Genomic DNA, 21,774 nt, shown 5'->3' with positions numbered 1-21,774 from the left:
CCCCCCCCCCCCCCCCCCGCGCCCCCGCCCCCCCCCCCCCCCCCCCCCCGTTCTGGCTGCGCCCGGGGTCACAGCCCCTCGGCATCCACCAGGATGTTGTCAGTGCCATGCTCCTCGAACTCGGTGATGTAGGCGTCGATCCGGCTGGTGAGCTCGGCAAAGTTGCTCTCGTCGATGGGGACATCATCCATGTCCCGACGGGCCAGATCCTCGGCCAGAATATCGAAGAATACGTTGTTCTCATACTCCATGATGGCCTCGTGGATGCCGCCCTCTGCAAAGGCGCGGGAGGGGACGATCTCCCCCTCATACACCTCGGCCAGGGCGGGCATACCGCTGACCAGGGCCTTGCCGAAGACAAGGCTTTCTACCTCGTCGTAATCCGCGAAGCGCTGGTCTCCCCGTGTGGAGTTGAGGATCCAGTTGCCGATATAGACCAGGTCCAGCAGGCGCCGAAACTGCTTGTTGGTAAATTCCAGAGTCATCCACAGGACCTCCTTTTGTTGGAAGCTCGGGCGGGGAGATCCCCCTCTCTATATTATAGTATATGTGCCATATTTGTCAATCGCCGAGGGAGCTTTCCGACAGTGCGCCGAGAGGGAGAACTTTGGAAGGATACCACACACCGCCCCGATTGGGAAAGAAAGCTCCTGCGCAGGCAGGCGAGGATAGGACGTGCCGCTGCTTGAAAGAATAGACAGGAAAGAGGCGAGATATCCTGAGGCGAGAAAAATTTTCTCTGCTTTTTTAAAAATATTCTGGGCTGCCCCTTGCAATCCAGAACTTTGTATGGTATAGTGAAACAGTAATTATGGTAGTATTGGTTAGAGTGGGGCTGCGGCTCCGCTCTTTTTGATTGAGAAAATGGGGGCACATTCAGCCCCGGACAGGAGGAAGTCCATGGCGAAAGTGACCGATCTGGTGGCCCAACTGGCGCAGCCGCTGGCAGAGGCAGCGGGCTGCTCCCTTTGGGATGTGGAGTATGTCAAGGAAGCGGGCACGTGGTATCTCCGGATCTACATCGACAAGGAGACAGGTGTGTCCATCGACGACTGCGAGGCGGTGTCCCGCCCCCTGTCCGACGCACTGGATGAGGCGGACCCCATCGAGGGAAGCTATACCCTGGAGGTGTCCTCCGCCGGGGCCGACCGGGTGCTGAAGAAGCCGGAGCACTTCCAGCGCTTCTGTGGAGAAGAGGTGGAGGTGCGCCTCTACCGGCCCAAAGACGGGAAAAAGGACTTTGTGGGGCGTTTGACAGGCTGGGCGGATGGGGATATCACCCTGGAGCTGAACGGGATGCCCATCACGTTTGAGAAAAAAGAGGTCGCCCAGACGCGGCTGTACCCCCGCTTTTGATACGTTTAGGAGGAATTACCGTGGCTAAGAGAGTAACGAAAAAGGTCAACAGCACCGAGCTGGACAGCAAGGAGTTTTTTGCCGCCATCGCCCAGATCGAGGAGGAGAAGGGCATCAAAAAGGGCTATATGATGGAAAAGATCACCCAGGCCCTGATCTCCGCCTACCGCCGGGACCACGAGGGGGTGGGTGACAACCTGACCGTGGAGGCCAACGAGGAGACCGGAGTGGTCCGCATGTTCCTGAAAAAAGAGGTGGTGGAGGAGGTGGACAATCCGGGCACTGAGATCAGTCTGGAGGAGGCCCGCCTGTCCCTGCCCCGAGTGGAGCTGGGGGACACCATCCGCATTGAGGTCAAGCCCAAGAACTTCGGCCGCATCGCCGCCCAGACTGCCCGCCAGGTCATCATTCAGGGAATCCGGGAGGCGGAGCAGGGGATGATCTATGACGAGTTCACCTCCAAGGAGCACGAGATCCTCACTGGCATCATCACCCGGATTGATCCCCGCAGCGGTGCAGTGGCCCTGCGCATCGGCAGCGGCTCCGAGAGCACGGAGGCCTACCTCAGCGTCAACGAGCAGGTGCGGGGCGAGACCTATCAGGAGGGCAGCCGCCTGAGGGTCTATGTGGTGGAGGTGCGCCGGGCCACCAAGGGTCCTCAGGTGCTCATCTCCCGCACCCACCCCGGGCTGGTCAAGCGCCTGTTTGAGCTGGAGGTGCCTGAGATCTATGACGGGACGGTGGAGGTCAAGTCCATCGCCCGGGAGGCGGGCTCCCGCACCAAGCTGGCCGTCTGGTCCGCTGACCCCAATGTGGACCCCATCGGTGCCTGTGTCGGCCCCAGGGGACAGCGGGTGAACACCATCGTGGAAGAGCTGAAGGGCGAAAAGATGGACATCATCAAGTACTCTGACGACCCCGCCGAGTACATCGCCGCCGCCCTCTCTCCTGCCGACGTCATCAGCGTGGAGCCCCTGCCTGACGGCAAGAGCTGCCGGGTGGTGGTTCCGGATGATCAGCTCTCCCTGGCCATCGGTAAGGAGGGCCAGAACGCCCGCCTGGCAGCCAAGCTGACGGGCTACAAGATCGATATCAAGCCGGCCTCGGCCCCCCTGGAGCCCATCGAGGCTCCCGAGGAGGAACTGTTCGTCGAGGAGGCCGAGGCGCCTGCGGAGGACTCTGCCGGGACCGGGGAGACCGCTCCCGCAGAGGAAGACTAACCGTACAAGAACCGGGACCGGGGAGCTGGGGATCATCCCCCTCCCCATCATTCCTTACGCCTAATTCCTAATTCGTCGAAGGGTGGTGCGGACCGTGCCCAAGAAGCTCCCTATGCGCCAATGTGTCGGCTGCCGGGAAATGAGACCGAAAAAAGAACTGATCCGGGTGGTCAAGTCCCCGGAAGGGGCCATCTCCCTGGATTTCCGGGGAAAGCTGCCCGGCCGCGGGGCGTATCTGTGCCCGGACAGCGTGTGTCTGGCCCGGGCAAGAAAGTCCAAGGCTCTGGAGCGGGCTTTCGCCCAGGCGATCCCTCCAGAGGTCTATGAGCGCCTGGAGGAGCAGATGAAGGAGGTGCCCGGCGATGCCCCATGACCCCATCCTCCATCTCCTGGGTTTGGCCAAAAAGGCCGGACGGCTGGAGATCGGAGAGGAACCGGTGGGCGCGGCCGCCCGGGCCCACCAGGCCCGCGTGCTCCTGCTGGCGGCGGACGCCGCCCCCAATACGGTGCGGCGGGCCGCCCACTTCGGAGAGGCCGGGGGCGCCCTGTGGCTCCAAATGCCCTTCACCAAGGCGGAGCTGGGGGAGCAGCTGGGACGCAGCTCCTGCGCCATGCTCGCGGTGACCGACTTCGGGTTCGCCGCCGCCCTGGCGGAGAAGCTGGCCGCTCGGGACGAGGAGCGGTACGGCCCCGCAGCTCAGCAGCTGAGGGCTAAGGCGGACCGCGCCCTGATGCGCCAGAGAGAAAAACGCCAGCACGAGAAAAATATGAGACAGGGAAAGCACAAGCCCTGGGCGGCCCCGCCCTCTCGCCCCAGCAAGAGGGAAGAGGCCCCGCCGACAACGTCCAGGCGGGAGCGGGGCAAAGGCGGCTCAGGCAGACGGCCGGGCAGGCCGGAGACCGGGACGGGGAGAGCGCCCCGAACATTCCCCGGGAAACCGGGGCCGGGCGGGCGGAAGCTGACTGCGAAGCCCAGATCCGGCGGCAGGAACCCTGCCGGGAAACCCTAAGAAACGAGGTGGCCCTATATGATGAACAAATACCGTGTCCACGAGGTGGCCAAGGACTTCAAGCTGAATTCCAAGGACATCGCGGAGATCATGACCAAATACAGCCAGACCCCCAAGAACCACATGCAGGTCCTGGAGGAGCGGGAGCTGGCCGTTATTTTCGACTATCTGACCCAGCACAACCAGGTGGAGAACATAGAGTCCATTTTTGCGGACGTCTACCATGAGCCCAAGCCGGCCCAGGCGAAGCCAGCCCAGCCACAGCAGAGCGCCTCCAAGCCGGCTGCCAAGGGGGAGAGCAGGCCACAGAGCGCTGCGCCCCAGGCCGACAAGAGCGGGGAGCAGCCCCGCGCTCAGGGGGGCAAGCCGGAGCAGGCCCAGGCCCGCCCCGCCACCCGCGTGCCGGAGAAGAAGGTGGTGGACACCCGCAAGGGCGGAGCCGTCAACCTGGAGAAGTACGACGAGCGGCTGGAGTCCTTCACCGACCAGCGTCAGCAGGACCGGGGCGGCAAGCAGAAGTTCCAGGGACGCAACGCCCAGCGCCAGCGCGGCCGCCAGCAGGGGCCGGGCAACAAGCGCAAGCAGGAGGAGCAGGAGCGCCTGCGCCGTCTCCAGCTGGAGATCGCCAAGAAGGCACCGGTGAAGGTGCTGATCCCCGATGAGATCGGAGTGGGTGAGCTGGCCAGCCGGATGAAGAAGACCGGCGCGGAGGTGGTCAAGTGCCTCATCAAGAACGGGGTCATGGCCTCCCTCAGCGACATCATCGACTTTGACACCGCCGCCATCATCGCCGAGGAGATGGGCTGCAAGGTGGAGAAGGAGGTGGTGGTCACCATCGAGGAGAAGCTGATCGACACCACGGAGGACAAGGAGGAGGATCTGCAGCCCCGCGCCCCCGTGGTGGTGGTCATGGGCCACGTGGACCACGGCAAGACCTCCCTGCTGGACTATATCCGCCACGCCAACGTGGTCTCCGGAGAGGCGGGCGGCATCACCCAGCACATCGGCGCCTATCAGGTGGATGTGAAGGGCAGCCCGGTCACCTTCCTGGACACTCCCGGCCATGAGGCATTCACCGCCATGCGCGCCCGGGGCGCCATGATCACCGACGTGGCCATCCTGGTGGTGGCCGCTGATGACGGCATCATGCCCCAGACCGTGGAGTCCATCAACCACGCCAAGGCCGCTGAGATCCCCATCATCGTAGCCATCAACAAGATGGATAAGCCCACCGCCAATCCCGACCGGATCATGCAGCAGCTCACCGAGTATGAGCTGGTGCCCGAGGAGTGGGGCGGCGAGACCATTATCTGCCCCATCTCCGCCAAGACGGGCATGGGCATTGACAACCTGCTGGACATGGTGGTCCTTACCGCCGAGATGCGGGAGCTGAAGGCCAACCCCAACCGTTCCGCCCACGGTGCCGTCATCGAGGCCAGGCTGGACAAGGGCCGCGGCCCCGTGGCCACCCTGCTGGTCCAGAACGGCACCCTGCATCAGGGCGATGTCATCATCGCGGGCACCGCCGTGGGCCGTGTCCGCGCCATGACCAACGCCCAGGGCCAGAAGGTGGAGTCCGCCGGCCCCTCCGTTCCTGTGGAGATCATTGGCATGAGTGAGGTGCCCGGCGCGGGCGATGACTTCCACGCCGTGGCTGACGAGCGCATGGCCCGGGAGCTGGTGGAGCAGCGCAAGCACGAGAACAAGATGGCCTCCGGCAGCGCAGTGGGCAAGGTCACCCTGGAGGATCTGTTCAGCCAGATCCAGGCCGGTGAGATGAAGAACCTGAACATCATCGTCAAGGCAGACGTTCAGGGCTCCGCTGAGGCAGTGAAGGCATCCCTGGAGAAGCTGTCCAATGAGGAGGTCCGGGTCCGGGTCATCCACTGCGCCGTGGGCGCCATCAGCGAGAGCGACGTGATGCTGGCCTCTACCTCCGGTGCCATCATTGTGGGCTTCAACGTCCGCCCTGACGCCAACGCCAAGGAGACCGCCGCCCGGTCCAATGTGGATATGCGGATGTACCGGGTCATCTACGACGCCATCAACGAGGTGGAGGCGGCTATGAAGGGTATGCTGGCCCCCAAATTCCGAGAGGTGGACCTGGGCCGGGCCGAGGTGCGCAATGTGTTCCGCATCACCGGAGTGGGCATGGTGGCCGGCTGCTATGTGCTGGATGGCAAGATGCAGCGCAACGCCCAGATGCGCCTCCTCCGGGACAACATTGTCATTTACGACGGGGCCATCGCCTCCCTCCAGCGCTTCAAGGACAGCGTGAAAGAGGTGGCCGCGGGCTACGAGTGCGGCATCACCTTCGAGAAGTTCCAGGATATCAAGGAGGGCGATATTGTAGAGGCCTTCCTGATGGAGCAGATCGAGGTCTGACCTTCCTCTGTCTCTAGGCAGACCCGCAGTTCCGAGATGGGCCGCAGGAGATACGGACCCTGCGGGGACGAGGCGTGCTCCCCCCAGCGGCGGCCGGAGTACCGGAGTAAAAGGAACAACCGAAAACAGGCCCGTTCCATCCCCAATTCATTTGAGGAGGGGACGGGTCTGTCTGCGTGAAAGGAGCTGTGCTGTGAGCTATGTGATGCTGGTGGCGGCCGATCACCCCCTGCCACTGTACGACTCCGGGATACGCCGGAGTTCTGCTTCCACAGCGGGCGGAGCGTGCGTTCAGGTGGAGACTCCCGGATTTTCCATCCAGCCGCATCAGTATTACCGGGACGCGGTGGAGGCACTGGGGCTGGAGATGAAGCTCTGGCAGTACGAGCTGAATGTCGAGGCCGCAGAAGCGGAGGCGGAGCAGCTGAGGGCCTACCTGAAGCGCAGCTGCCGCCCTGGCGAGACAATAGAGCTGTGGAATTTGTGGGTGGGAGACGACCGGGAGGAGAAGATCGCCCGGTTCCAGGGGAGGCTGGGCGATCTGGACCGGGAAGCCCTGGAGCAGCTGTGCGACCCTCCCGCACAAAACGGCTGCCCCGGCCAGTGCCGGATGGCGGTCACCATTTGATTTTCATCTGCGGGCGGTTTTGCCCGGGAAGGAGGACCAACTATGGCAAGCAATCGCATCGGACGCATCAACGAGGAGATCCAGCGGGAGCTGTCCGCTCTGATCCCCGCGGTCAAGGACCCTCGGGTGTCTGGGATGATCTCGGTGACAGCGGTGGAGACCACCCCGGATCTGCGGTACGCCAAGGCATATATCAGCGTACTGGACAAGGAGAACGGGGAGCGGGTGCTCAAGGGACTGAGATCCGCCTCTGGCTGGCTGCGCCGGGAGCTGGGGAGCGCCCTGAGGCTGCGCTACACCCCAGAGCTGGTGTTCCAGCTGGATGACTCCATCGACAAGGGAGCCCACATTCTGGAGCTGCTGCGCAGCGTGGAGGGGCCCAAGGAGTAAACAGAGGCCCGGAGGGCAAAGGAGACCTGGATATGAATGAGCGACAGACAGCGGAGTGGCTGATGGAACGGGAGGATTTTCTGATTCTCACCCACGTCCGGCCGGACGGAGATACCATCGGCTGCGCAGCGGGGCTGTGTCTGGCCCTGCGGGGGCGGGGAAAGACGGCCTGGGTGCTGGAAAACCCGGAGGCCACCAGCCTCTTCACCCCCTATCTGGAGGGGCTGACCGCCCCGGAGGGCTGGAGCCCGGACACCGTGGTATCGGTGGATATCGCCGCCCGGGGGCTGTTCCCGGAGAACGCCCGGTGTTACCTGGAGCGGGTGGACCTGGCCATCGACCACCACCCCTCCCAGGAGTTTTTTGCCCGGGAGACCTGCCTGGACGCCGGGCGGGCGGCCTGCGGGGAGCTGATCTATGATATTGCGGGCCTGCTGGGCCCGGTCACCCGGGAGATGGCGGTGCCCCTCTACGTGGCGGTGTCTACCGACACCGGCTGCTTCGTCTACGGAAACACCACGGCGGACACCCACCGGACGGCGGCCGCCCTGATGGAGACCGGCATCCCTGCGGCGGAGCTGAACAAGCGCCACTTCCGGACCAAGACCCTGAAGCGCCTCCGGATCGAGAGCCGGATCGTGGAGGGCATGGAGCTGTTTGACGGCGGGGAGACCGCCGTGGCGGCGGTGGACCTGGCGATGGTGGCCCAGCTGGGGGCCGACGAGCGGGACCTGGAGGATATCGCCTCCTTTGTGGGACAGGTGGAGGGCGTGAAGAATGCGATCACCATCCGGGAGCTGAGGCCCGGGACGTGCAAGCTGTCCCTGCGCACTGATCCGGAGGTCCTTAACGCCAGCAGGGTATGCGCCCTGCTGGGGGGCGGGGGCCACGCCGCCGCCTCCGGCGCCACGGTGGAGGGCAGCGTGGAGGAGGCCAAGCGGGCCATCCTGTGGGCGATAGAGCAGGTGCGTCATGGCTGACGGCATCATCATCATCGACAAGCCCCAAGATTGGACCAGTATGGATGTGTGCGCCAAGCTGAGAGGGATCTTCCACGAAAGGCGCATCGGCCACGCCGGTACACTGGACCCCATGGCGACAGGTGTGCTCCCCGTGTTCGTGGGCCGGGCCACCCGGGCGGTGGAGTTTGCCTCCGAGTCGGAGAAAGAGTATGTAGCCGGCCTGCGGCTGGGGGTGGAGACCAACACCCAGGACACCACCGGCACAGTGCTGGCGGAGCGGCCGGTCTCCGTCTCCCAGGCGGAGCTGGAGCAGGTACTGGGGCAGTTCCGGGGAGAGATCCGGCAGATCCCCCCCATGTACTCCGCCATCAAGGTGGGAGGAAAGAAGCTCTATGAGCTGGCCCGAAAGGGCCAGGAGGTGGAGCGGCAGCCCCGGGCCGTCACCATCCACAGCCTGACGCTGGAAGAGCAGACGGGGCCGGCGGATTACACCCTGCGGGTCCGGTGTTCCAAGGGGACCTATGTGCGCACCCTGTGTCATGATATTGGCCGGGCACTGGGGTGCGGGGGCTGCATGAGCGGCCTGCGCCGGACCATGGCGGCCGGGTTCAAGCTGGAGGACGCCCTGCCTCTGGAGCAGGTGCTCCAGGCGGAGGGACCCGCGTCCCTGCTTCTGGGGGTGGACGCCTACTTTGCTGACCGCCCTGTGCTGATCCTCAAGCCTCCGGCAGAGAAAAAGGTGCGCAACGGCATGAGCCTGTTCCTGCCGGAGACACCGGACGGGGAGTACCGGGTCTATGGGGCGGAGGGGACCTTCCTAGCCCTGAGCCGGATGGAGCGGGGAAGGCTGACCACCATCAAGAGCTTCTTCCCGGTGTGAGCGCCCGGAAGTCCGCAGAGAGAAAAAGAAGGAGACTTATCAGATTGTGAACAAGAACAGACGAGTGATCGCCCTCGGCTTTTTTGACGGAGTCCACAACGGGCACGGGGCCCTGCTTCGCCGGGTGGTGGACAAGGCCCGGGAGCTGGATGCGGTGGCGGCCGCATTCACCTTTGACCGCAGCCCCACCGCCGCCATCACGGGCCAGACAGTGCCCCTGCTCAGCTCGGTGGAGGACCGGGGATGGCTGATGCGGAGCCGCTACGGCATCCAGGAGGTGGTGGTGTCCAACTTTGATGGCATGATGCGCATGGACTGGGAGGACTTTGTGGACCGGTATCTGGCGGAAGAACTGGGCGCGGTCCATGTGGTGGCCGGCCACGACTTCCACTTCGGCTATATGGGTAAGGGCAACCCCCGGCGCCTCCAGGAGAAGTGCGCCCAGTTGGGCATCGGATGTGACATCATCCCCAAGGTGGAGCAGGACGGCATCACCATCTCTTCCACCTACATCCGCACCCTGATCGCCCAGGGGGAGATGGAGCGGGCGGTCCAGTTCCTGGGGCATCCCCATGTCCTGACTCAGAAGGTGGCCCACGGCAAAAAAATCGGCAGCAGCACCCTGGGTTTTCCCACGGTGAACCTGCATATCCCGGAGGGAGTCATCGTGCCTGCCTTCGGCGTCTATACGACCAAAGTCTGCTTCGGGGGGGAGAGCCGTATCGCCGTTACCAACGTGGGGGTGCGCCCTACAGTGCAGGACGGAGACCGCCGGGTGACGGTGGAGGGCTTCATCTTGGACTTTGACGGGGACCTGTACGGTCAGACGATGCGGATGGAGTTCTATCACCGCCTGCGGGGGGAGCGGAAGTTTCCCTCTATGGAGGAGCTGGCGGAGGAGATCCGCAGGAACGCCCAGCAGGCCCGGGAATATTTTCAGGAAAAGGCGGAGTATCAATAAGGAGAGGGGAAAAGAGGCCCCGCCGCGCCACAGGCGGCAGAAAATCAAAAATCGGATCGGGAGGGACTACGAATGCCCCATTCACAGGATACACGCCACATGCGGTACGAGACCCTGTATATCATGCTGCTGATCTTTGCCTCCGGGCTTTTCCTGGCGGGCGCGCTGCTGGATACCCCGGACAATATTGCACGGGGCCTGATCCGCATCGTGATGACGGAGGACCCCCTCATCACTGACTATGTCCGGCTGGCCGGCGTGGGGGCAGCCCTGATCAACTCCTCTGTAGTCACCGCCCTCTCGGTGCTGATCCTGCGCAGCTCTGGGGAACCGGCCAACGGCTTCACGCTGGTGGTGGTAGGATTGATGGCGGGGTTTTCCCTGTTTGGGAAGAACCCGGTCAACACCTGGCCCATCGTCCTGGGGACTTGGCTGTACGCCAAGAGCAGAAAGGAGCCCTTTGGAAAGTATGCGGCCGTGGCCCTGCTGTCCTCGGCCCTGGGGCCGGTCATCAGCTATATCATCCTGGACAACGGCTGGGGCACCCCGGTGCTTGGGGTGGCGACCGGCCTGATGATCGGCTTTGTAATGCCCTCTCTGTCCGCCTATACATACAAGATCCAGAACGGGATGAACCTGTACAATGTAGGGTTTGCCTGCGGGCTGATGGCCATGCTGCTGGTGTCCCTGATGAGCTCCTTCGGGGCGGAGCCGGAGGTCTCTTACCTCTGGGCCACAGGGTACAACGCTCTGTTCGGCGGGCTGCTGGGGACGATGTGCATAGCAGCCATCCTTGCCGGCCTGTTTTTCTGCAGGAAGCCGGTCTGGGCGGCCTGGGCGGGTTACCGCCGCCTGCTCCAGACCAGCGGCCGGGCCCCCAGCGACTATCTGCGCATGTTTGGCGCGGCGCCGGTGCTGATCAACATGGGGGTCAACGGGTTGATCGCAATGGGGGTGATCCTGCTCACCGGCGGGGACCTGAATGGGCCCACAGTGGGCGGGGTCCTGACTATCGTGGGCTTCTCTGCCTTTGGAAAGCATGCGGGCAACATCGTGCCCATCATGGCCGGTGTGGTCCTGGGCAGCTTCGTGATGCACTCCTCGGTCTCCAGCGGCGCCGTCCAGCTGGCCATGCTGTTCGGGACTACCCTGGCTCCCATCTCTGGCTACTTCGGCTGGCCCTACGGCGTGCTGGCGGGGTTCCTCCACTCGGCGGTGGTACTGTATGCGGGCACGCCGGTGGCCGGGCTGAACCTCTATAACAACGGCTTTTCCGGCGGCCTGCTGGCCATCATCCTGTATCCCACCATCGTGGCCATCGCCCGCCACCGCAAGCCGGTGATCACCGAGGCGGAGTACTTCGACCACATGGAGCACGACGAGCCGGAGACCCCGCCTCCAGTTCAGGACATGATCGAGGAGGAGGACTGAGGGAGCGCCCCGGCTGGAAAAAGAAAATGGATTTTCCATACAGAACTTCTTTACAGAGCGGGATGGGGAGTATATAATCATTCCGCGGCAGGGGGGCGGCGCAGGTGTGCGCTCCGGCAAGACCGCACGGGACAACGTCATTTTGGAGGCTGCTATGGAAAAAGAGGTCATCATCTCCATCAAGGGGATGCAGAAATATGAGAACGCCGAACCGGACACCATCGAGCTGGTGACAGGGGGGCGTTTGGAGCGGGACGGCGAGAGCTTTACTCTGTCTTATCAGGAGAGCGCCGTCACCGGCATGGACGGGACCCTGACCACCTTCCAGATAGAGCCGGAGCGGGTGACCCTGCTCCGGGTGGGGGAGTACACCTCCCAAATGGTGTTTCAGGAGGGGCGGCGGCACATGTCCATGTACAACACCCCCTATGGCACCATGTCCATCGGGGTGAACACCCGGCATTTGACAGCCCAGGTGGGCGAGAGCGGCGGCGACATTGAGATCGATTATGCCATCGAGATCGACCACACGGTGGCGGGACGAAATGTATTTCAGATCAAGATCAAGGAGGCGGCACCGGGCTGTAGCTTGAAGCAGTAGCGTGGTCGATCTCGATTGCGGGCGCTCCGCGCCCGCACCGCAGGGCGGGATCGACTCCCGCCCGAGGAATCAAAGAGCCCGGGACCCCGCGGTGGGCGATCGACCACACGGTGGCGGCGCGAAATGTATTTCAGATCAAGATTAAGGAGGCAGCACCGGGCTGCAGCTTGAAGCAGTAGTGCGGCCCACTCCAGCGAGAAAGAATTATTGTAAGGTGTGATACGAGAGATGAGCAATATGATCCAGGCCGCGCGGGCTCAGGTCGCTGAGCTGACCCAGGCCGCGTACGAGAGGGCCGCTGCAGCAGGTGTGCTGACCGGCGGAGCAGAGGTGAAGGCCACCGTGGAGATCCCCAAAGACACCGCTCACGGGGACTATGCCTCCTCCTTCGCTATGGCGGGGGCCAAGGCCCTGCACATGGCCCCACGGGCCATTGCCCAGGCCATTGTGGACCACATGGACCTGACAGGGAGCTATTTCCAGAAGGTAGACATCGCCGGCCCCGGTTTTCTGAACTTTACTCTGGGGCCCAAGTGGTACGGCCAGGTCCTCGCCCAGGTGGAGCAGGAGGGGCCTGAGTACGGCTCCGGCAGCGAAGGAAAGGGCGAGCGGGTGATGGTGGAGTTCGTCTCCGCCAACCCCACCGGCCCCATGCACATGGGCAACGCCCGTGGCGGCGTACTGGGGGACACCCTGGCCAACGTGCTGAAGCGGGACGGCTGGGACACCTGGAAAGAATTTTATGTCAACGACGCCGGCAACCAGGTCCACAAATTCGCCATGTCCATCTACGCCCGCTGCATGCAGCTGACGGTGGGGGAGGAGAACTACCCCTTCCCGGAGGAGGGCTACCATGGGGACGACATCCGGGAGCTGGCCCGGGGCTTCCTGGCCCAGGCGGGAGAGTTTCCAGGCCAGACCTCTCAGGATGCGTGGGAGACCGCTATGGCGGAATATGGCCTGTCCGTCAACATCCCCAGGATGAAAGCGGACCTGAAAAAGTACGGCATCGAGTATGACCAGTGGTTCCTGGAGTCTGAACTGCACAACAGCGGCTATGTGGAGGAGACTGTACAGCTGCTCACCGACAAGGGCTGGACCTATGAGAAGGACGGGGCCCTGTGGCTGAACACCACCCAGCTGCTGAAGGAAAAGTTCATGCGGGAGGGGAAGAGCCAGGAGCAGGTGGACAAGCTGGACCTGAAGGACGACGTGCTCTGCCGGGCCAACGGCTTCTATACCTACTTTGCCGCCGATATCGCCTACCACCGCAACAAGCTGGAGGTGCGGGGGTTTGACAAGGCCATCAACATCTGGGGCGCCGACCACCACGGCCATGTGGCCCGGCTCCAGGCCGCCCTGGATGGGCTGGGCCTGGACGGCTCCCACCGGCTGGTGGTGGTGCTGATGCAGCTGGTCAACCTGATGCAGGACGGCAAGCCGGTGCGGATGTCCAAGCGCTCCGGCAAGGCGATCGCCCTCCACGACCTGCTGGACGAGATCTCAGTGGACGCGGCCCGGTACTTCTTCAACTCCCGGGCCAGCACCAGCCCCCTGGACTTTGACCTGGACCTGGCGGTGCGGGAGGACAGCGAGAACCCGGTGTACTATGTCCAGTATGCCCACGCCCGCATCTGCTCCTTGGTGTCCCGGCTGGCGGAGGAGGGGGCGGCGGTCCCCGCCGCTGCGGGGGTGGACGCCGGTGTGCTGAACGCCCCGGAGGAGCTGGCCCTTATCAAGGCTCTGTCCCAGTATCCGGAGGAGCTCCATCTGGCGGCTCGGGATTATGACCCCAGCCGCATTAACCGGTATCTGGTGTCCCTGGCCGGGGACTTCCACCGCTTCTACAACGCCTGCCGCATCAAGGGGGAGGAGCCCGGCGTGCTCTCCGCCCGGCTGAAGCTGGCGGACAGCGTGCGGGCCGTCCTGGCCAACGGCCTGGGTCTGCTGGGCGTCACCGCGCCGGAGAAGATGTAACGATCTGGACGTTGAGCCGGCCCTCAGCCCCCAGGGCTGAGGGCCGGCTTTTTCCAAACCATGAGAGAGGAACGTGATACCATGCCGCAGAAAAAAGGGGCCCTGGACCGGATCCGGGACAGACTCCAGGCCAACCGGAACCGGCTGACCTACGTCCTGCTGCTGCTGGGGGGCCTGCTGGGACTGGCGGGGTGGGCCCTGCTGCCGGAGGTGGTAGCCATCCACGTCCAGCAGGCGGCCAACATCGGGAAAAACACCATCCTGCTGGCGGACCTGGCCCTGACCTGGGGATTCACCGCCGCCTTCTGGGTCCGCCCTAGGGAGATCATCTATTTTGTAGCAGCATGTTTGGGGGCGTTCCTGTCTCTGAGCGTGCTCATCATCAATGTGATGCTCTGAAAGAGGTGGGGAACGGAATGACGCTGGAACAGCTGGAGGAGAAACTGAAGGGCAGAGAGCCGGGGCTGATGGACGCCTCGGGACAGTACGCAGTTCTGGTCCCTCTGGTGGAGCGGGAGGGGAAGCTGCATATCCTCTATGAGGTGCGCTCACAGGACATGCGCCGCCAGCCCGGGGAGGTCTGCTTTCCCGGAGGGCGGATAGAGGGAGATGAGACCCCGGAGGCCTGCGCCATCCGGGAGACGGAGGAAGAGCTGGGCATCCCCACAGCATCCATCACCGTTCTGGGACGGCTGGATTTTGTGGCCCACCGAGCCAATTTCATCATGTATCCGGTGCTGGCCAGGGTGGAGACGGCTGCGGCAGAGAGGATGGCCCTGAACCCGGCGGAGGTAGATCACACCTTTCTGGTGCCGCTGGAGCACATCGTGCACAATCCGCCGCTGGAGTACAGCTACGCCCTGAAGCCCCGCCCGCCGGCGGACTTCCCCTATCAGCTGATCGGCATCCCACGGGGATATCGGTGGCAGCAGGGGAGGGAGACGGTGCCCGTCTATCTGTGGCAGGGCCACGCCATCTGGGGGCTGACCGGGCGGATCACACGGCATCTGGCGGGCCTGCTGGGCGGAGAGATGGGATGAGCGGGGCGGAGCACCTGGGCCCCTACCTTCTGGGGGTAAAGGAGGGGGTCTTTCCCCTGGGGGGAGACAGCCTGGCCCTGGGGGCCTTCGCTACAGTGAAGCGGGGCTGGCGGGTGTGCGACCTGGGGACGGGGAGCGGCTGTCTGCTCCTGATGCTGGCGGCCCGGGAGGGGGGGCTCTCTCTCACGGGAGTGGAGCGGGAGGAGCGGGCGGCCCAGTGTGCCCGGGAGAACCTGGCCCACAGCGGCCTGGAGGGGACGGTCCTCCAGGCGGACTGGCGGCAGGTGACCCTGCCGGCTGGCGGGTTCGACCTGGTCATCTCCAATCCCCCCTACTTCCAGCCTGGACACGGCGGGGACGGGGGCGGGGCCCGGCAGGCCGACTGCTCCCTTGAGGAGCTGTGCCGCACCGCGGCCCGCCTGCTGAGAAACAGGGGGCGGTTCGCCCTGTGCCACCGGCCGGAGCGGCTGGCGGACCTGATGTGCGCCCTGCGGGGGAGCGGCCTGGAGCCCAAACGGATGCGGCTGCTGGCCCATGGGCCGGAGCATCCCCCCTCCTGTGTTCTGATGGAGGCGGTGCGCCGGGGGCGGCCCGGTCTGCGGATCGAACCGTGAGGGGCGCAGGTGCTCCCAACTGGAGTGCTGAAAAATTTCAGAAAAATTTTGGGCCCCATGCAATAAACGAGACCTCCCATGCATTATGTAGTTGAACGGCAAACAGATAAGCCCGAGATACAGCCGGACACAACATAAAATGACATTTGGGAGGAACATGAAATGAAACGGAACTGGAAGAGCCTGATGGTGAGCGGAACTGTACTGACGGTCCTGGCGGGAGCGCTGACTCTGCCTGCCCTGGCCTCCGTGGGCCAGCGGACGGCCGCCCTGCATTATCAGAACATCAAGGTGACGCTGGATGGCAGGACCCTGGATCTGACGGACAGCAGGGGCAACGAGGTGGAGCCCTTCACCATCGACGGGACGACCTATCTGCCGCTGGCTTCCATCAGCAAGGCGCTGGGAATGGACGTGCGGTGGGATGCCGATACCAACACTGTGATCCTGAACACCAAGGGCACCGGCACCACTGCCGCTGAGAGCTACATCGGGGTGGAACGTGCCAAGGAGATCGCCCTGAAGGATGCGGGGCTCTCTGCCTCCCAGGTCAGCTTTGTCCGGGCGGGGCTGGACTGGGATAACGGCCGCATGGAGTACGAGGTGGAGTTCTGGAAGGACAACGTGGAGTACGACTATGAGATCGACGCCTACACTGGCACCATCCTCCACAGCGACCGGGACATCGAGGGGTACAGCATCCCCGCCCAGTCCTCCGCCGACATCGGCGCCGACCGTGCCAAGGAGATCGCGCTGGACCACGCCGGTGTGTCCGCCTCCAAGGCCACCTTTGTGCGGGCCCATCTGGACTATGAGGACGGACGCCGGGTGTACGATGTGGAGTTTTACAGCGGCAGCAAGGAGTATGACTATGAGATCGATGCCGCCAGCGGCGATATCCTGAGCTGGGACTACGACGCCGAATACTATACAGGTCAGGCCGCCGGTCAGACCGGCAGCTACCTCAGTGAGGCGGAGGTCCGCCAGATCGTGGAGGACCGGGCGGGGGTCTCCGGGACCTTCCGGGAGCTGCATCTGGACCGGGACGATGGCCGCGTAGTCTACGAGGGCGAGATGCGGGACGGCTGGACCGAGTATGAGTTCACGCTGGACGCGGTGACCGGTACCATCCTGGAGTGGGACGTGGACCGGCACTGAGCATTGGTTTCATGACAGAACGGCAAGAGGCCGCCGCGGAGTTCCGCGGCGGCCTCTTTGGCTGAGCGGAGGCATGTCATATGGGAGGGGGCTGCTTTGAGCGGGAAAGGGAACGGAGAAAAAATGGGCGGCCCGGAGCTCCGTTCGGGGATAGAAAAAAGGCGGGTCCTGTGTTATAATGGCTCCATGGAAACAAACCGAGCCGCCCTGTCCCAGGGTGGGCGGCGGCGGAAAGGAGCATAAGGCATGGCAGGAACCCTCTATCTGGTCCCGACTCCCATCGGCAATCTGGGGGACATCTCCCCGCGGATGGCGGATACTTTGGCGCAGGCGGACTTCATTGCCGCAGAAGACACCCGGGTGACAGTGAAGCTCCTCAACCATCTGGGGTTGAAGAAGCCTATGGTCACCTACCACCGGCACAACACCGCAGCCAGCGGTCAGGCGGTGCTGGACCGCCTGATGGCAGGGGAGAGCTGTGCTCTGGTCACGGACGCGGGGATGCCGGCCATCTCCGACCCGGGGGAGGAGATGGTGGCCCTGTGTGCCGCTGCCGGGGTCCCGGTGGTACCCATCCCGGGTCCCTGCGCCCTGGTCACGGCGCTGGCAGCCTCCGGCCAGCCCACCGGCCGCTTCACCTTTGAGGGCTTTTTGGCCATGAACAAGAAAAACCGCCGGGCCCACCTGGAGTCCCTGCGGGGGGAGGAGCGGACCATGATCTTCTACGAGGCCCCCCACAAGCTGGTTGCCACCCTCCGGGACTTGGCGGACACTTTTGGCCGGGAGCGGGAGATATCTCTGTGCCGGGAGCTGACCAAGCTCCATGAGGAGATCCGGCGCACCACTCTGGGGGAGGCGGCGGACTGGTATGGGGAGGAGACGCCCCGGGGAGAGTTCGTCCTGGTAGTCCGGGGTGCCCAGCCGGAGGAGGAGGGGGAATGCACTCTGGAGGACGGCCTGACATTGGCGGAGCGGCTGCGGGAGGAGGAGGGGCTCTCCCTGCGGGACGCGGTGCGCCAGGCGGCCAAGGAGCTGGGGCTCTCACGGAATGAGCTCTACCGCCTGGCGGTGGAGCAGGAATAAAAATGGCCCCTGCCCGGGAAAGGGCAGGGGCCGTCTGCTGTGGGGGTCATGGTTTGCACTGGCCGCAGGGGGAATATCCCTGAGCGATCAGCTCCTCACGGCTGCCGGAAAAGGCCTGGCGGTTCTCCTCTTTCATGGAGGCGGCGCCGGAGCAGGAGGGGAGATGAAATTTTCCAGAGCTGGTGTTCAGGATGTACAGGGTGTCCTCCGGCTCCTTCTGGGTGCTGTCCTCTGGAAGAGCATCCCCCTCCAGGGAGCTGGCACCGGTAGCGTAGTCGATGGTGATGCCGGGCTGGTCATTATAGACATAGACGTTGAAGCAGATGCCCTCGCCCTGGTCCTCCACCGACTCGGCCTCCATCTGCACGCCCCGGGCCACCAGCTCAGTGCCCTGAAAGATGGGAGTGACCCGGTAGAGGACGTGGTTGCCGGTCTCCTGGACGTAATCCGCCACCATGTTTTCAAAGGGGAGCATCCCCTCCACGTTGAGATAGCGGGTGCCGGTGATGAGGTTCTGCTCATTGGCATTCTCACCGCTGAGCTGATAGCCGATGAGATGGCAGCGGTTGTACAGGTACTTGCCGTCCACGATGTCATATTTCACCGTCTGCCAGCCGCTGGGCTTGACTTGGCCGATGCTGTCCCGTTCCTCCGTGGGCATCAGGTCCAGACCGATGTTGGCATAGGCGGTGCCGCACCGGCCAAGCAGATCCAGGCTGCTGTAAGTCTCGAAAGAGTCGGTGGTGAAGTCCTCCTGGGAAAAGCCGGGCTGGTTGTCCTGGAGCACCACATAGGGCTCGCCGGAGAAGGGCGGGACGTCCTCCAGAGAGAAGGAGGAGGGCGCGGCCTGAAGGAGCTGGCCGCAGCCGGACAGCGCCGCGCAGAGCAGCAGGAGGAGGGGGATGAGATGGAGCGTACGTATTTTCATGGGCGGTAGACTTCCTTTGTGATTTTTTTATGGGAGGAGCCGGGAAATTCCTCCCGGCCCAACAGGGACCACCCCAGGGCGGCCGGGTCCAGGTCCAGAAACAGGTCCGCGGGGTAGCGGCGGTTCCAGTGATAGAGGACCATGGACTCCACCCGGTCCAGGAAGGGCCGGATGGGCCGGTCCTCCAGAAAGCAGAACTCCCCCGGGGCGGCCTGGGCGAGAAAGTCCTCCGAGGTCAGGATGGAGCTGGAGAGGCCGTCCCGCAGGGAGGAGAAGAGGGAGCGGGAGCCGGGGGCCATCCACAGGGGGGAGCCGGCGCACGTCCGGAGCACGTCTTGGCAGAGCACCCGGTCCCGGCTGAGCCGGCGGCCATGGAACAGCAGGCCGCCCCGGTCATCGATGCAGGAGATCAGGATCATGGTCCACCCTCTTTCTTCGGAAACAGTACATTTGTTCTGGTGTGCTTGTTGATTGTAGCAGAGATGGGGCCAAAATTCCAGAGGAAAAGAAAAAATTTTTCTCCGTTCCGAGAAAAGGCGGCCCTCCCTAGGACCTTGTATCCGGGGCGTCCGATGTGGTATGATGGAGACGTCCGGTACATGATCAGGACTGGAAAGGAATGTTTGGATATGGAACTGGAAACAAAGGAACTTTTGGACCTCTCCCACACCCTGGCGGGGGAGTATCTGGCGGGATTTCAATACCCCTGGCAGGCCCTGGACGGGATCAAGGAGCTGATCCTGACCCTGGGGGCTGCGCTGCCGCCGGAGGAATATGACCAGCCCGCCCCCCAGGTCTGGGTGCATAAAACGGCGGTGGTGTTCCCCACAGCCTATCTGGGGGCGCCCTGCATCATTGGGCCTGAGACTGAGGTGCGCCACTGTGCGTTTATCCGGGGCTCGGCCCTGGTGGGGGCCCACTGCGTGGTGGGCAATTCCGTGGAGCTGAAAAACGTGATCCTGTTCGACAACGTGCAGACCCCCCACTACAACTATGTGGGAGACTCCATCCTGGGCTATAAGAGCCATATGGGTGCCGGCTCCATCACCTCCAACGTGAAGTCAGACAAGACGCTGGTGACAGTGAAGAACGGAGCAGAGCGGATCGAAACGGGCAGGAAGAAGTTCGGCGCCATCCTGGGCGACCATGTGGAGGTGGGCTGCAACTCCGTGCTGAATCCGGGGACCGTGGTGGGGCGGGGGAGCAGCATCTACCCGGTCTCCTGCGTCCGGGGTGCCATCCCGGCGGGCAGCATCGTCAAGACCGGGGGCGTGGTGGTCCAAAGGAGCTGAGTGCCGCGGGGGATGCGGAACAAGACAGAGGGCGCGGCGGGATCTGCCGCGCCCTCAAGCTGTTTGTGGGAGCCCTCTCTCCCACGGACCGGCGGAGGCGGAGACCAAAAGAAAAACGCCCCAAATCCTGGCTGGATCCAGAGCGTTTAAAAAACCGCATAAAATTTGTCTGCTGTTTCTATCTGGGCTGCTGGGGGATCAAATCAGAACTGTCCGCACTCCTGGAGTGCCTTGATGCACTTGGGGCAGATATTCTTGCCGCGGAAAACGATGACATCCCGGGCGTCATCACAGAAAATGCAGGCGGGCTGATATTTTTTCAGAATGATGGACGGTCCATCCATATAGATCTCCAGGGAGTCTTTCTCCGCGATATCCAATGTACGGCGCAGTTCGATGGGAAGGACGATACGGCCCAGCTCATCGACCTTCCGGACAATGCCGGTAGATTTCAATGTGATCATTCCTTTCTTCCTTCTTCATGTCCCAGTCGTCAAAACGATCGATGCGGTTTCGCAGTCATAATGTACGATTTTGGAAACTAAACATTATTATACTACAAAGTGCGACTGTGTCAACCATAATTTGTGAAGATTCTGCAAAAAGTGTTCGGAAAGAGCAAAAAATGATGGGAAAACAGGGAAATCAGAAAAATGAACACCACGGCAGAGAATGGTTATCTTTTCCAGACATGTCCCGTATATATGATTTGAAGGGGGGACAGGGGTATGACGATGACGATCCTCTGGACGGGGATGGTGGTGCTCTCCATCCTGTGCGGACTGGCTACGGGGCAGTCGGCCCAGGTGGCCGCGGCGGCGGTGGAGGGGACCCAGGCGGCGGTGGAGCTGTGCCTGTCCATTGCGGGGATGCTGTGCCTGTGGACCGGGGTGATGGAGGTGATGCGGCGGTCCGGGCTGGCAGAAAAGCTGTCCCGGCTGCTTCGACCGATGCTCCGGCTGCTCTTTCCCCAGGTAGCCCGGGACCGGGAGACCATGGACAGCATCGCGGCCAATGTGTCGGCCAATTTGCTGGGGCTGGGCAACGCTGCCACCCCTCTGGGGCTGGAGGCCGCCCGGCGGATGAGCCGCTGCAGCCCCGGGGTGGCTTCCGATGCGCTGTGCATGCTGGTGGTGTGCAATACGGCCTCCATCCAACTGATCCCCACCACGGTGGCCACGGTGCGGGCTGGGGCAGGGAGCGCCGCTCCCTTTGACATCCTGCCTGCCGTTTGGCTGGCCTCCGGGCTGTCGGTAGGGGTAGGAGTGCTGGCCTGCAAGATATGCGCGCGGATATGGAGGGATTGACATGCTGGACCTGATGATGACCCTGGTGGTGCCGCTGACGCTGGGGCTGGTGGCGGTCTACGCCGCCTGCCGCCGGGTGGACGTTTACGATGCCCTGATCCAGGGAGCAGGGGAGGGACTGGGCACCTTGGCCCGTATCATCCCCAGCCTGGTGGGGCTGATGACGGCGGTGTATATGCTGCGGGCGTCGGGGGCGCTGGATCTGGCCGCTCAGGCCCTGGCTCCCCTGCTGGACCGGGTAGGGGTGCCGGCAGAGCTGCTCCCTCTGATGCTGGTGCGCCCCATCAGCGGGAGCGCCGCCCTGGGGGTGGGGGCGGAGCTCATCACCAGCAGCGGGCCGGACTCCTATGTGGGCCGGGTGGCGGCGGTGATGCTTGGGTCCACGGAGACCACCTTCTACACCATCGCGGTCTACTTCGGCGCAGTGGGCATCTCCCGGACCCGGTACGCGGTCCCCGCCGCCCTGTGCGCTGACCTTACCGGCTTTCTGGCGGCGGCCTGGGCGGTCCGGCTGTGCTTTGGAGGCGGATAAAGCTCTCACACGCCGCGTC

Annotated in this window: 25 protein-coding genes; 21 read left to right on the top strand and 4 right to left on the bottom strand. The window is 63.6% G+C overall.

The genetic code is table 11. The features are described from left to right. Positions 1-68: 68 nt before the first annotated feature. On the bottom strand, positions 69-485 hold the full coding sequence (locus NE584_RS12765) for a hypothetical protein (RefSeq protein WP_108980717.1): 417 nt from the start codon (positions 483-485) through the stop codon (positions 69-71). A 415-nt stretch (positions 486-900) separates the two neighbouring features. Between NE584_RS12765 and rimP the strand changes: the two genes are divergently transcribed. The 18 genes from rimP (at position 901) to rsmI (ending at position 17,696) form a co-directional block, all read left to right on the top strand. Further along, on the top strand, positions 901-1,356 hold the full coding sequence (gene rimP / locus NE584_RS12760; protein ID WP_050623696.1) for a ribosome maturation factor RimP: 456 nt from the start codon (positions 901-903) through the stop codon (positions 1,354-1,356). 20 nt (positions 1,357-1,376) lie between these two features. Beyond that, positions 1,377-2,576, top strand: coding sequence for a transcription termination factor NusA (gene nusA / locus NE584_RS12755; RefSeq protein WP_050623697.1), 1,200 nt, complete (start codon positions 1,377-1,379; stop codon positions 2,574-2,576). A 94-nt stretch (positions 2,577-2,670) separates the two neighbouring features. Continuing rightward, the gene (rnpM, locus tag NE584_RS12750; RefSeq protein ID WP_050623698.1) at positions 2,671-2,949 is read left to right on the top strand and encodes an RNase P modulator RnpM; all 279 of its coding nucleotides are present in this window, start codon (positions 2,671-2,673) and stop codon (positions 2,947-2,949) included. Beyond that, a complete protein-coding gene (locus tag NE584_RS12745; protein WP_050623699.1) occupies positions 2,939-3,586 on the top strand; it encodes a 50S ribosomal protein L7 in 648 nt (215 codons plus the stop codon). Before rnpM ends, NE584_RS12745 begins: the two co-directional genes overlap by 11 nt. An 18-nt stretch (positions 3,587-3,604) precedes the next feature. Further along, positions 3,605-5,971 (top strand): translation initiation factor IF-2, encoded by a 2,367-nt coding sequence (gene infB / locus NE584_RS12740; RefSeq protein WP_077138726.1) that lies wholly within the window; start codon positions 3,605-3,607, stop codon positions 5,969-5,971. A 193-nt stretch (positions 5,972-6,164) separates the two neighbouring features. Continuing rightward, positions 6,165-6,599, top strand: a complete 435-nt coding sequence (locus NE584_RS12735; RefSeq protein ID WP_108980718.1) for a hypothetical protein — start codon at positions 6,165-6,167, stop codon at positions 6,597-6,599. A gap of 42 nt (positions 6,600-6,641) precedes the next feature. Continuing rightward, a complete protein-coding gene (gene rbfA, locus NE584_RS12730) occupies positions 6,642-6,989 on the top strand; it encodes a 30S ribosome-binding factor RbfA (protein WP_108980719.1) in 348 nt (115 codons plus the stop codon). Positions 6,990-7,021: 32 nt separating this feature from the next. Further along, a complete protein-coding gene (locus NE584_RS12725) occupies positions 7,022-7,969 on the top strand; it encodes a bifunctional oligoribonuclease/PAP phosphatase NrnA (protein ID WP_108980720.1) in 948 nt (315 codons plus the stop codon). Continuing rightward, complete coding sequence (gene truB / locus NE584_RS12720) at positions 7,962-8,831, top strand: tRNA pseudouridine(55) synthase TruB (protein WP_108980721.1); 870 nt, start codon at positions 7,962-7,964, stop codon at positions 8,829-8,831. Before NE584_RS12725 ends, truB begins: the two co-directional genes overlap by 8 nt. Before the next feature lie 46 nt (positions 8,832-8,877). Continuing rightward, the gene (gene ribF, locus NE584_RS12715; RefSeq protein WP_108980722.1) at positions 8,878-9,792 is read left to right on the top strand and encodes a riboflavin biosynthesis protein RibF; all 915 of its coding nucleotides are present in this window, start codon (positions 8,878-8,880) and stop codon (positions 9,790-9,792) included. A 72-nt stretch (positions 9,793-9,864) separates the two neighbouring features. Continuing rightward, on the top strand, positions 9,865-11,223 hold the full coding sequence (locus NE584_RS12710; RefSeq protein WP_242850294.1) for a DUF1576 domain-containing protein: 1,359 nt from the start codon (positions 9,865-9,867) through the stop codon (positions 11,221-11,223). 154 nt (positions 11,224-11,377) lie between these two features. Next, positions 11,378-11,824 (top strand): DUF1934 domain-containing protein, encoded by a 447-nt coding sequence (locus NE584_RS12705; protein ID WP_050625425.1) that lies wholly within the window; start codon positions 11,378-11,380, stop codon positions 11,822-11,824. A 228-nt stretch (positions 11,825-12,052) separates the two neighbouring features. Further along, positions 12,053-13,801, top strand: a complete 1,749-nt coding sequence (gene argS / locus NE584_RS12700; protein WP_050623706.1) for an arginine--tRNA ligase — start codon at positions 12,053-12,055, stop codon at positions 13,799-13,801. Between the two features lie 81 nt (positions 13,802-13,882). Next, positions 13,883-14,200: a hypothetical protein gene (locus NE584_RS12695; protein ID WP_108980723.1), complete on the top strand. Its 318-nt coding sequence runs from the start codon at positions 13,883-13,885 to the stop codon at positions 14,198-14,200. 17 nt (positions 14,201-14,217) lie between these two features. Beyond that, positions 14,218-14,841 (top strand): CoA pyrophosphatase, encoded by a 624-nt coding sequence (locus NE584_RS12690; protein WP_108980724.1) that lies wholly within the window; start codon positions 14,218-14,220, stop codon positions 14,839-14,841. Next, positions 14,838-15,455 (top strand): tRNA1(Val) (adenine(37)-N6)-methyltransferase, encoded by a 618-nt coding sequence (locus NE584_RS12685; RefSeq protein WP_108980725.1) that lies wholly within the window; start codon positions 14,838-14,840, stop codon positions 15,453-15,455. The genes NE584_RS12690 and NE584_RS12685 overlap by 4 nt, the downstream gene beginning before the upstream one ends. 162 nt (positions 15,456-15,617) lie before the next feature. Then, positions 15,618-16,613, top strand: a complete 996-nt coding sequence (locus NE584_RS12680) for a PepSY domain-containing protein (protein ID WP_108980726.1) — start codon at positions 15,618-15,620, stop codon at positions 16,611-16,613. A 246-nt stretch (positions 16,614-16,859) separates the two neighbouring features. Next, on the top strand, positions 16,860-17,696 hold the full coding sequence (gene rsmI, locus NE584_RS12675) for a 16S rRNA (cytidine(1402)-2'-O)-methyltransferase (protein ID WP_108980727.1): 837 nt from the start codon (positions 16,860-16,862) through the stop codon (positions 17,694-17,696). 46 nt (positions 17,697-17,742) lie between these two features. On the opposite strand, the gene NE584_RS12670 is transcribed toward rsmI, so the two are convergent. Next, positions 17,743-18,624, bottom strand: coding sequence for a DNA/RNA non-specific endonuclease (locus NE584_RS12670; protein WP_108980728.1), 882 nt, complete (start codon positions 18,622-18,624; stop codon positions 17,743-17,745). Beyond that, positions 18,621-19,043 (bottom strand): hypothetical protein, encoded by a 423-nt coding sequence (locus NE584_RS12665; protein WP_108980729.1) that lies wholly within the window; start codon positions 19,041-19,043, stop codon positions 18,621-18,623. Before NE584_RS12665 ends, NE584_RS12670 begins: the two co-directional genes overlap by 4 nt. A 210-nt stretch (positions 19,044-19,253) precedes the next feature. Between NE584_RS12665 and NE584_RS12660 the strand changes: the two genes are divergently transcribed. Then, entirely contained in the window at positions 19,254-19,916 is a 663-nt protein-coding gene (locus NE584_RS12660) for a UDP-N-acetylglucosamine pyrophosphorylase (RefSeq protein WP_050625426.1), read from the top strand. A 203-nt stretch (positions 19,917-20,119) separates the two neighbouring features. Here NE584_RS12660 and NE584_RS12655 read toward each other — a convergent pair whose 3' ends face one another. Further along, positions 20,120-20,371, bottom strand: a complete 252-nt coding sequence (locus tag NE584_RS12655) for an AbrB/MazE/SpoVT family DNA-binding domain-containing protein (RefSeq protein ID WP_050625427.1) — start codon at positions 20,369-20,371, stop codon at positions 20,120-20,122. A gap of 273 nt (positions 20,372-20,644) precedes the next feature. Here NE584_RS12655 and NE584_RS12650 point away from each other — a divergent pair, with 273 nt between their 5' ends. Both NE584_RS12650 and NE584_RS12645 read left to right on the top strand, forming a co-directional pair. Beyond that, positions 20,645-21,223 (top strand): nucleoside recognition domain-containing protein, encoded by a 579-nt coding sequence (locus NE584_RS12650; RefSeq protein WP_050623714.1) that lies wholly within the window; start codon positions 20,645-20,647, stop codon positions 21,221-21,223. 1 nt (position 21,224) lies between these two features. Then, positions 21,225-21,755 (top strand): spore maturation protein, encoded by a 531-nt coding sequence (locus tag NE584_RS12645; RefSeq protein WP_050623715.1) that lies wholly within the window; start codon positions 21,225-21,227, stop codon positions 21,753-21,755. Positions 21,756-21,774 lie beyond the last annotated feature (19 nt).

Origin of the sequence: Clostridium sp. DFI.5.61 (assembly GCF_024462915.1) — a bacterium.
GTDB lineage: Bacteria > Bacillota > Clostridia > Oscillospirales > Oscillospiraceae > Lawsonibacter > Lawsonibacter asaccharolyticus.
Note: the sequence above shows the minus strand (reverse complement) of the source record. Positions and strands in the feature narration are given on the sequence as shown.

Coding starts and splice junctions, on each gene's coding strand:
- NE584_RS12680 (WP_108980726.1), top strand. CDS start 15,618: ATGAAACGGAACTGGAAGAGCCTGATGGTGAGCGGAACTGTACTGACG.
- NE584_RS12725 (WP_108980720.1), top strand. CDS start 7,022: ATGAATGAGCGACAGACAGCGGAGTGGCTGATGGAACGGGAGGATTTT.
- rbfA (WP_108980719.1), top strand. CDS start 6,642: ATGGCAAGCAATCGCATCGGACGCATCAACGAGGAGATCCAGCGGGAG.
- NE584_RS12695 (WP_108980723.1), top strand. CDS start 13,883: ATGCCGCAGAAAAAAGGGGCCCTGGACCGGATCCGGGACAGACTCCAG.
- infB (WP_077138726.1), top strand. CDS start 3,605: ATGATGAACAAATACCGTGTCCACGAGGTGGCCAAGGACTTCAAGCTG.
- NE584_RS12705 (WP_050625425.1), top strand. CDS start 11,378: ATGGAAAAAGAGGTCATCATCTCCATCAAGGGGATGCAGAAATATGAG.
- NE584_RS12660 (WP_050625426.1), top strand. CDS start 19,254: ATGGAACTGGAAACAAAGGAACTTTTGGACCTCTCCCACACCCTGGCG.
- rimP (WP_050623696.1), top strand. CDS start 901: ATGGCGAAAGTGACCGATCTGGTGGCCCAACTGGCGCAGCCGCTGGCA.
- NE584_RS12710 (WP_242850294.1), top strand. CDS start 9,865: ATGCCCCATTCACAGGATACACGCCACATGCGGTACGAGACCCTGTAT.
- truB (WP_108980721.1), top strand. CDS start 7,962: ATGGCTGACGGCATCATCATCATCGACAAGCCCCAAGATTGGACCAGT.
- NE584_RS12685 (WP_108980725.1), top strand. CDS start 14,838: ATGAGCGGGGCGGAGCACCTGGGCCCCTACCTTCTGGGGGTAAAGGAG.
- NE584_RS12765 (WP_108980717.1), bottom strand. CDS start 485: ATGACTCTGGAATTTACCAACAAGCAGTTTCGGCGCCTGCTGGACCTG.
- rsmI (WP_108980727.1), top strand. CDS start 16,860: ATGGCAGGAACCCTCTATCTGGTCCCGACTCCCATCGGCAATCTGGGG.
- NE584_RS12690 (WP_108980724.1), top strand. CDS start 14,218: ATGACGCTGGAACAGCTGGAGGAGAAACTGAAGGGCAGAGAGCCGGGG.
- NE584_RS12670 (WP_108980728.1), bottom strand. CDS start 18,624: ATGAAAATACGTACGCTCCATCTCATCCCCCTCCTCCTGCTGCTCTGC.
- NE584_RS12745 (WP_050623699.1), top strand. CDS start 2,939: ATGCCCCATGACCCCATCCTCCATCTCCTGGGTTTGGCCAAAAAGGCC.
- NE584_RS12645 (WP_050623715.1), top strand. CDS start 21,225: ATGCTGGACCTGATGATGACCCTGGTGGTGCCGCTGACGCTGGGGCTG.
- NE584_RS12665 (WP_108980729.1), bottom strand. CDS start 19,043: ATGATCCTGATCTCCTGCATCGATGACCGGGGCGGCCTGCTGTTCCAT.
- NE584_RS12650 (WP_050623714.1), top strand. CDS start 20,645: ATGACGATGACGATCCTCTGGACGGGGATGGTGGTGCTCTCCATCCTG.
- argS (WP_050623706.1), top strand. CDS start 12,053: ATGAGCAATATGATCCAGGCCGCGCGGGCTCAGGTCGCTGAGCTGACC.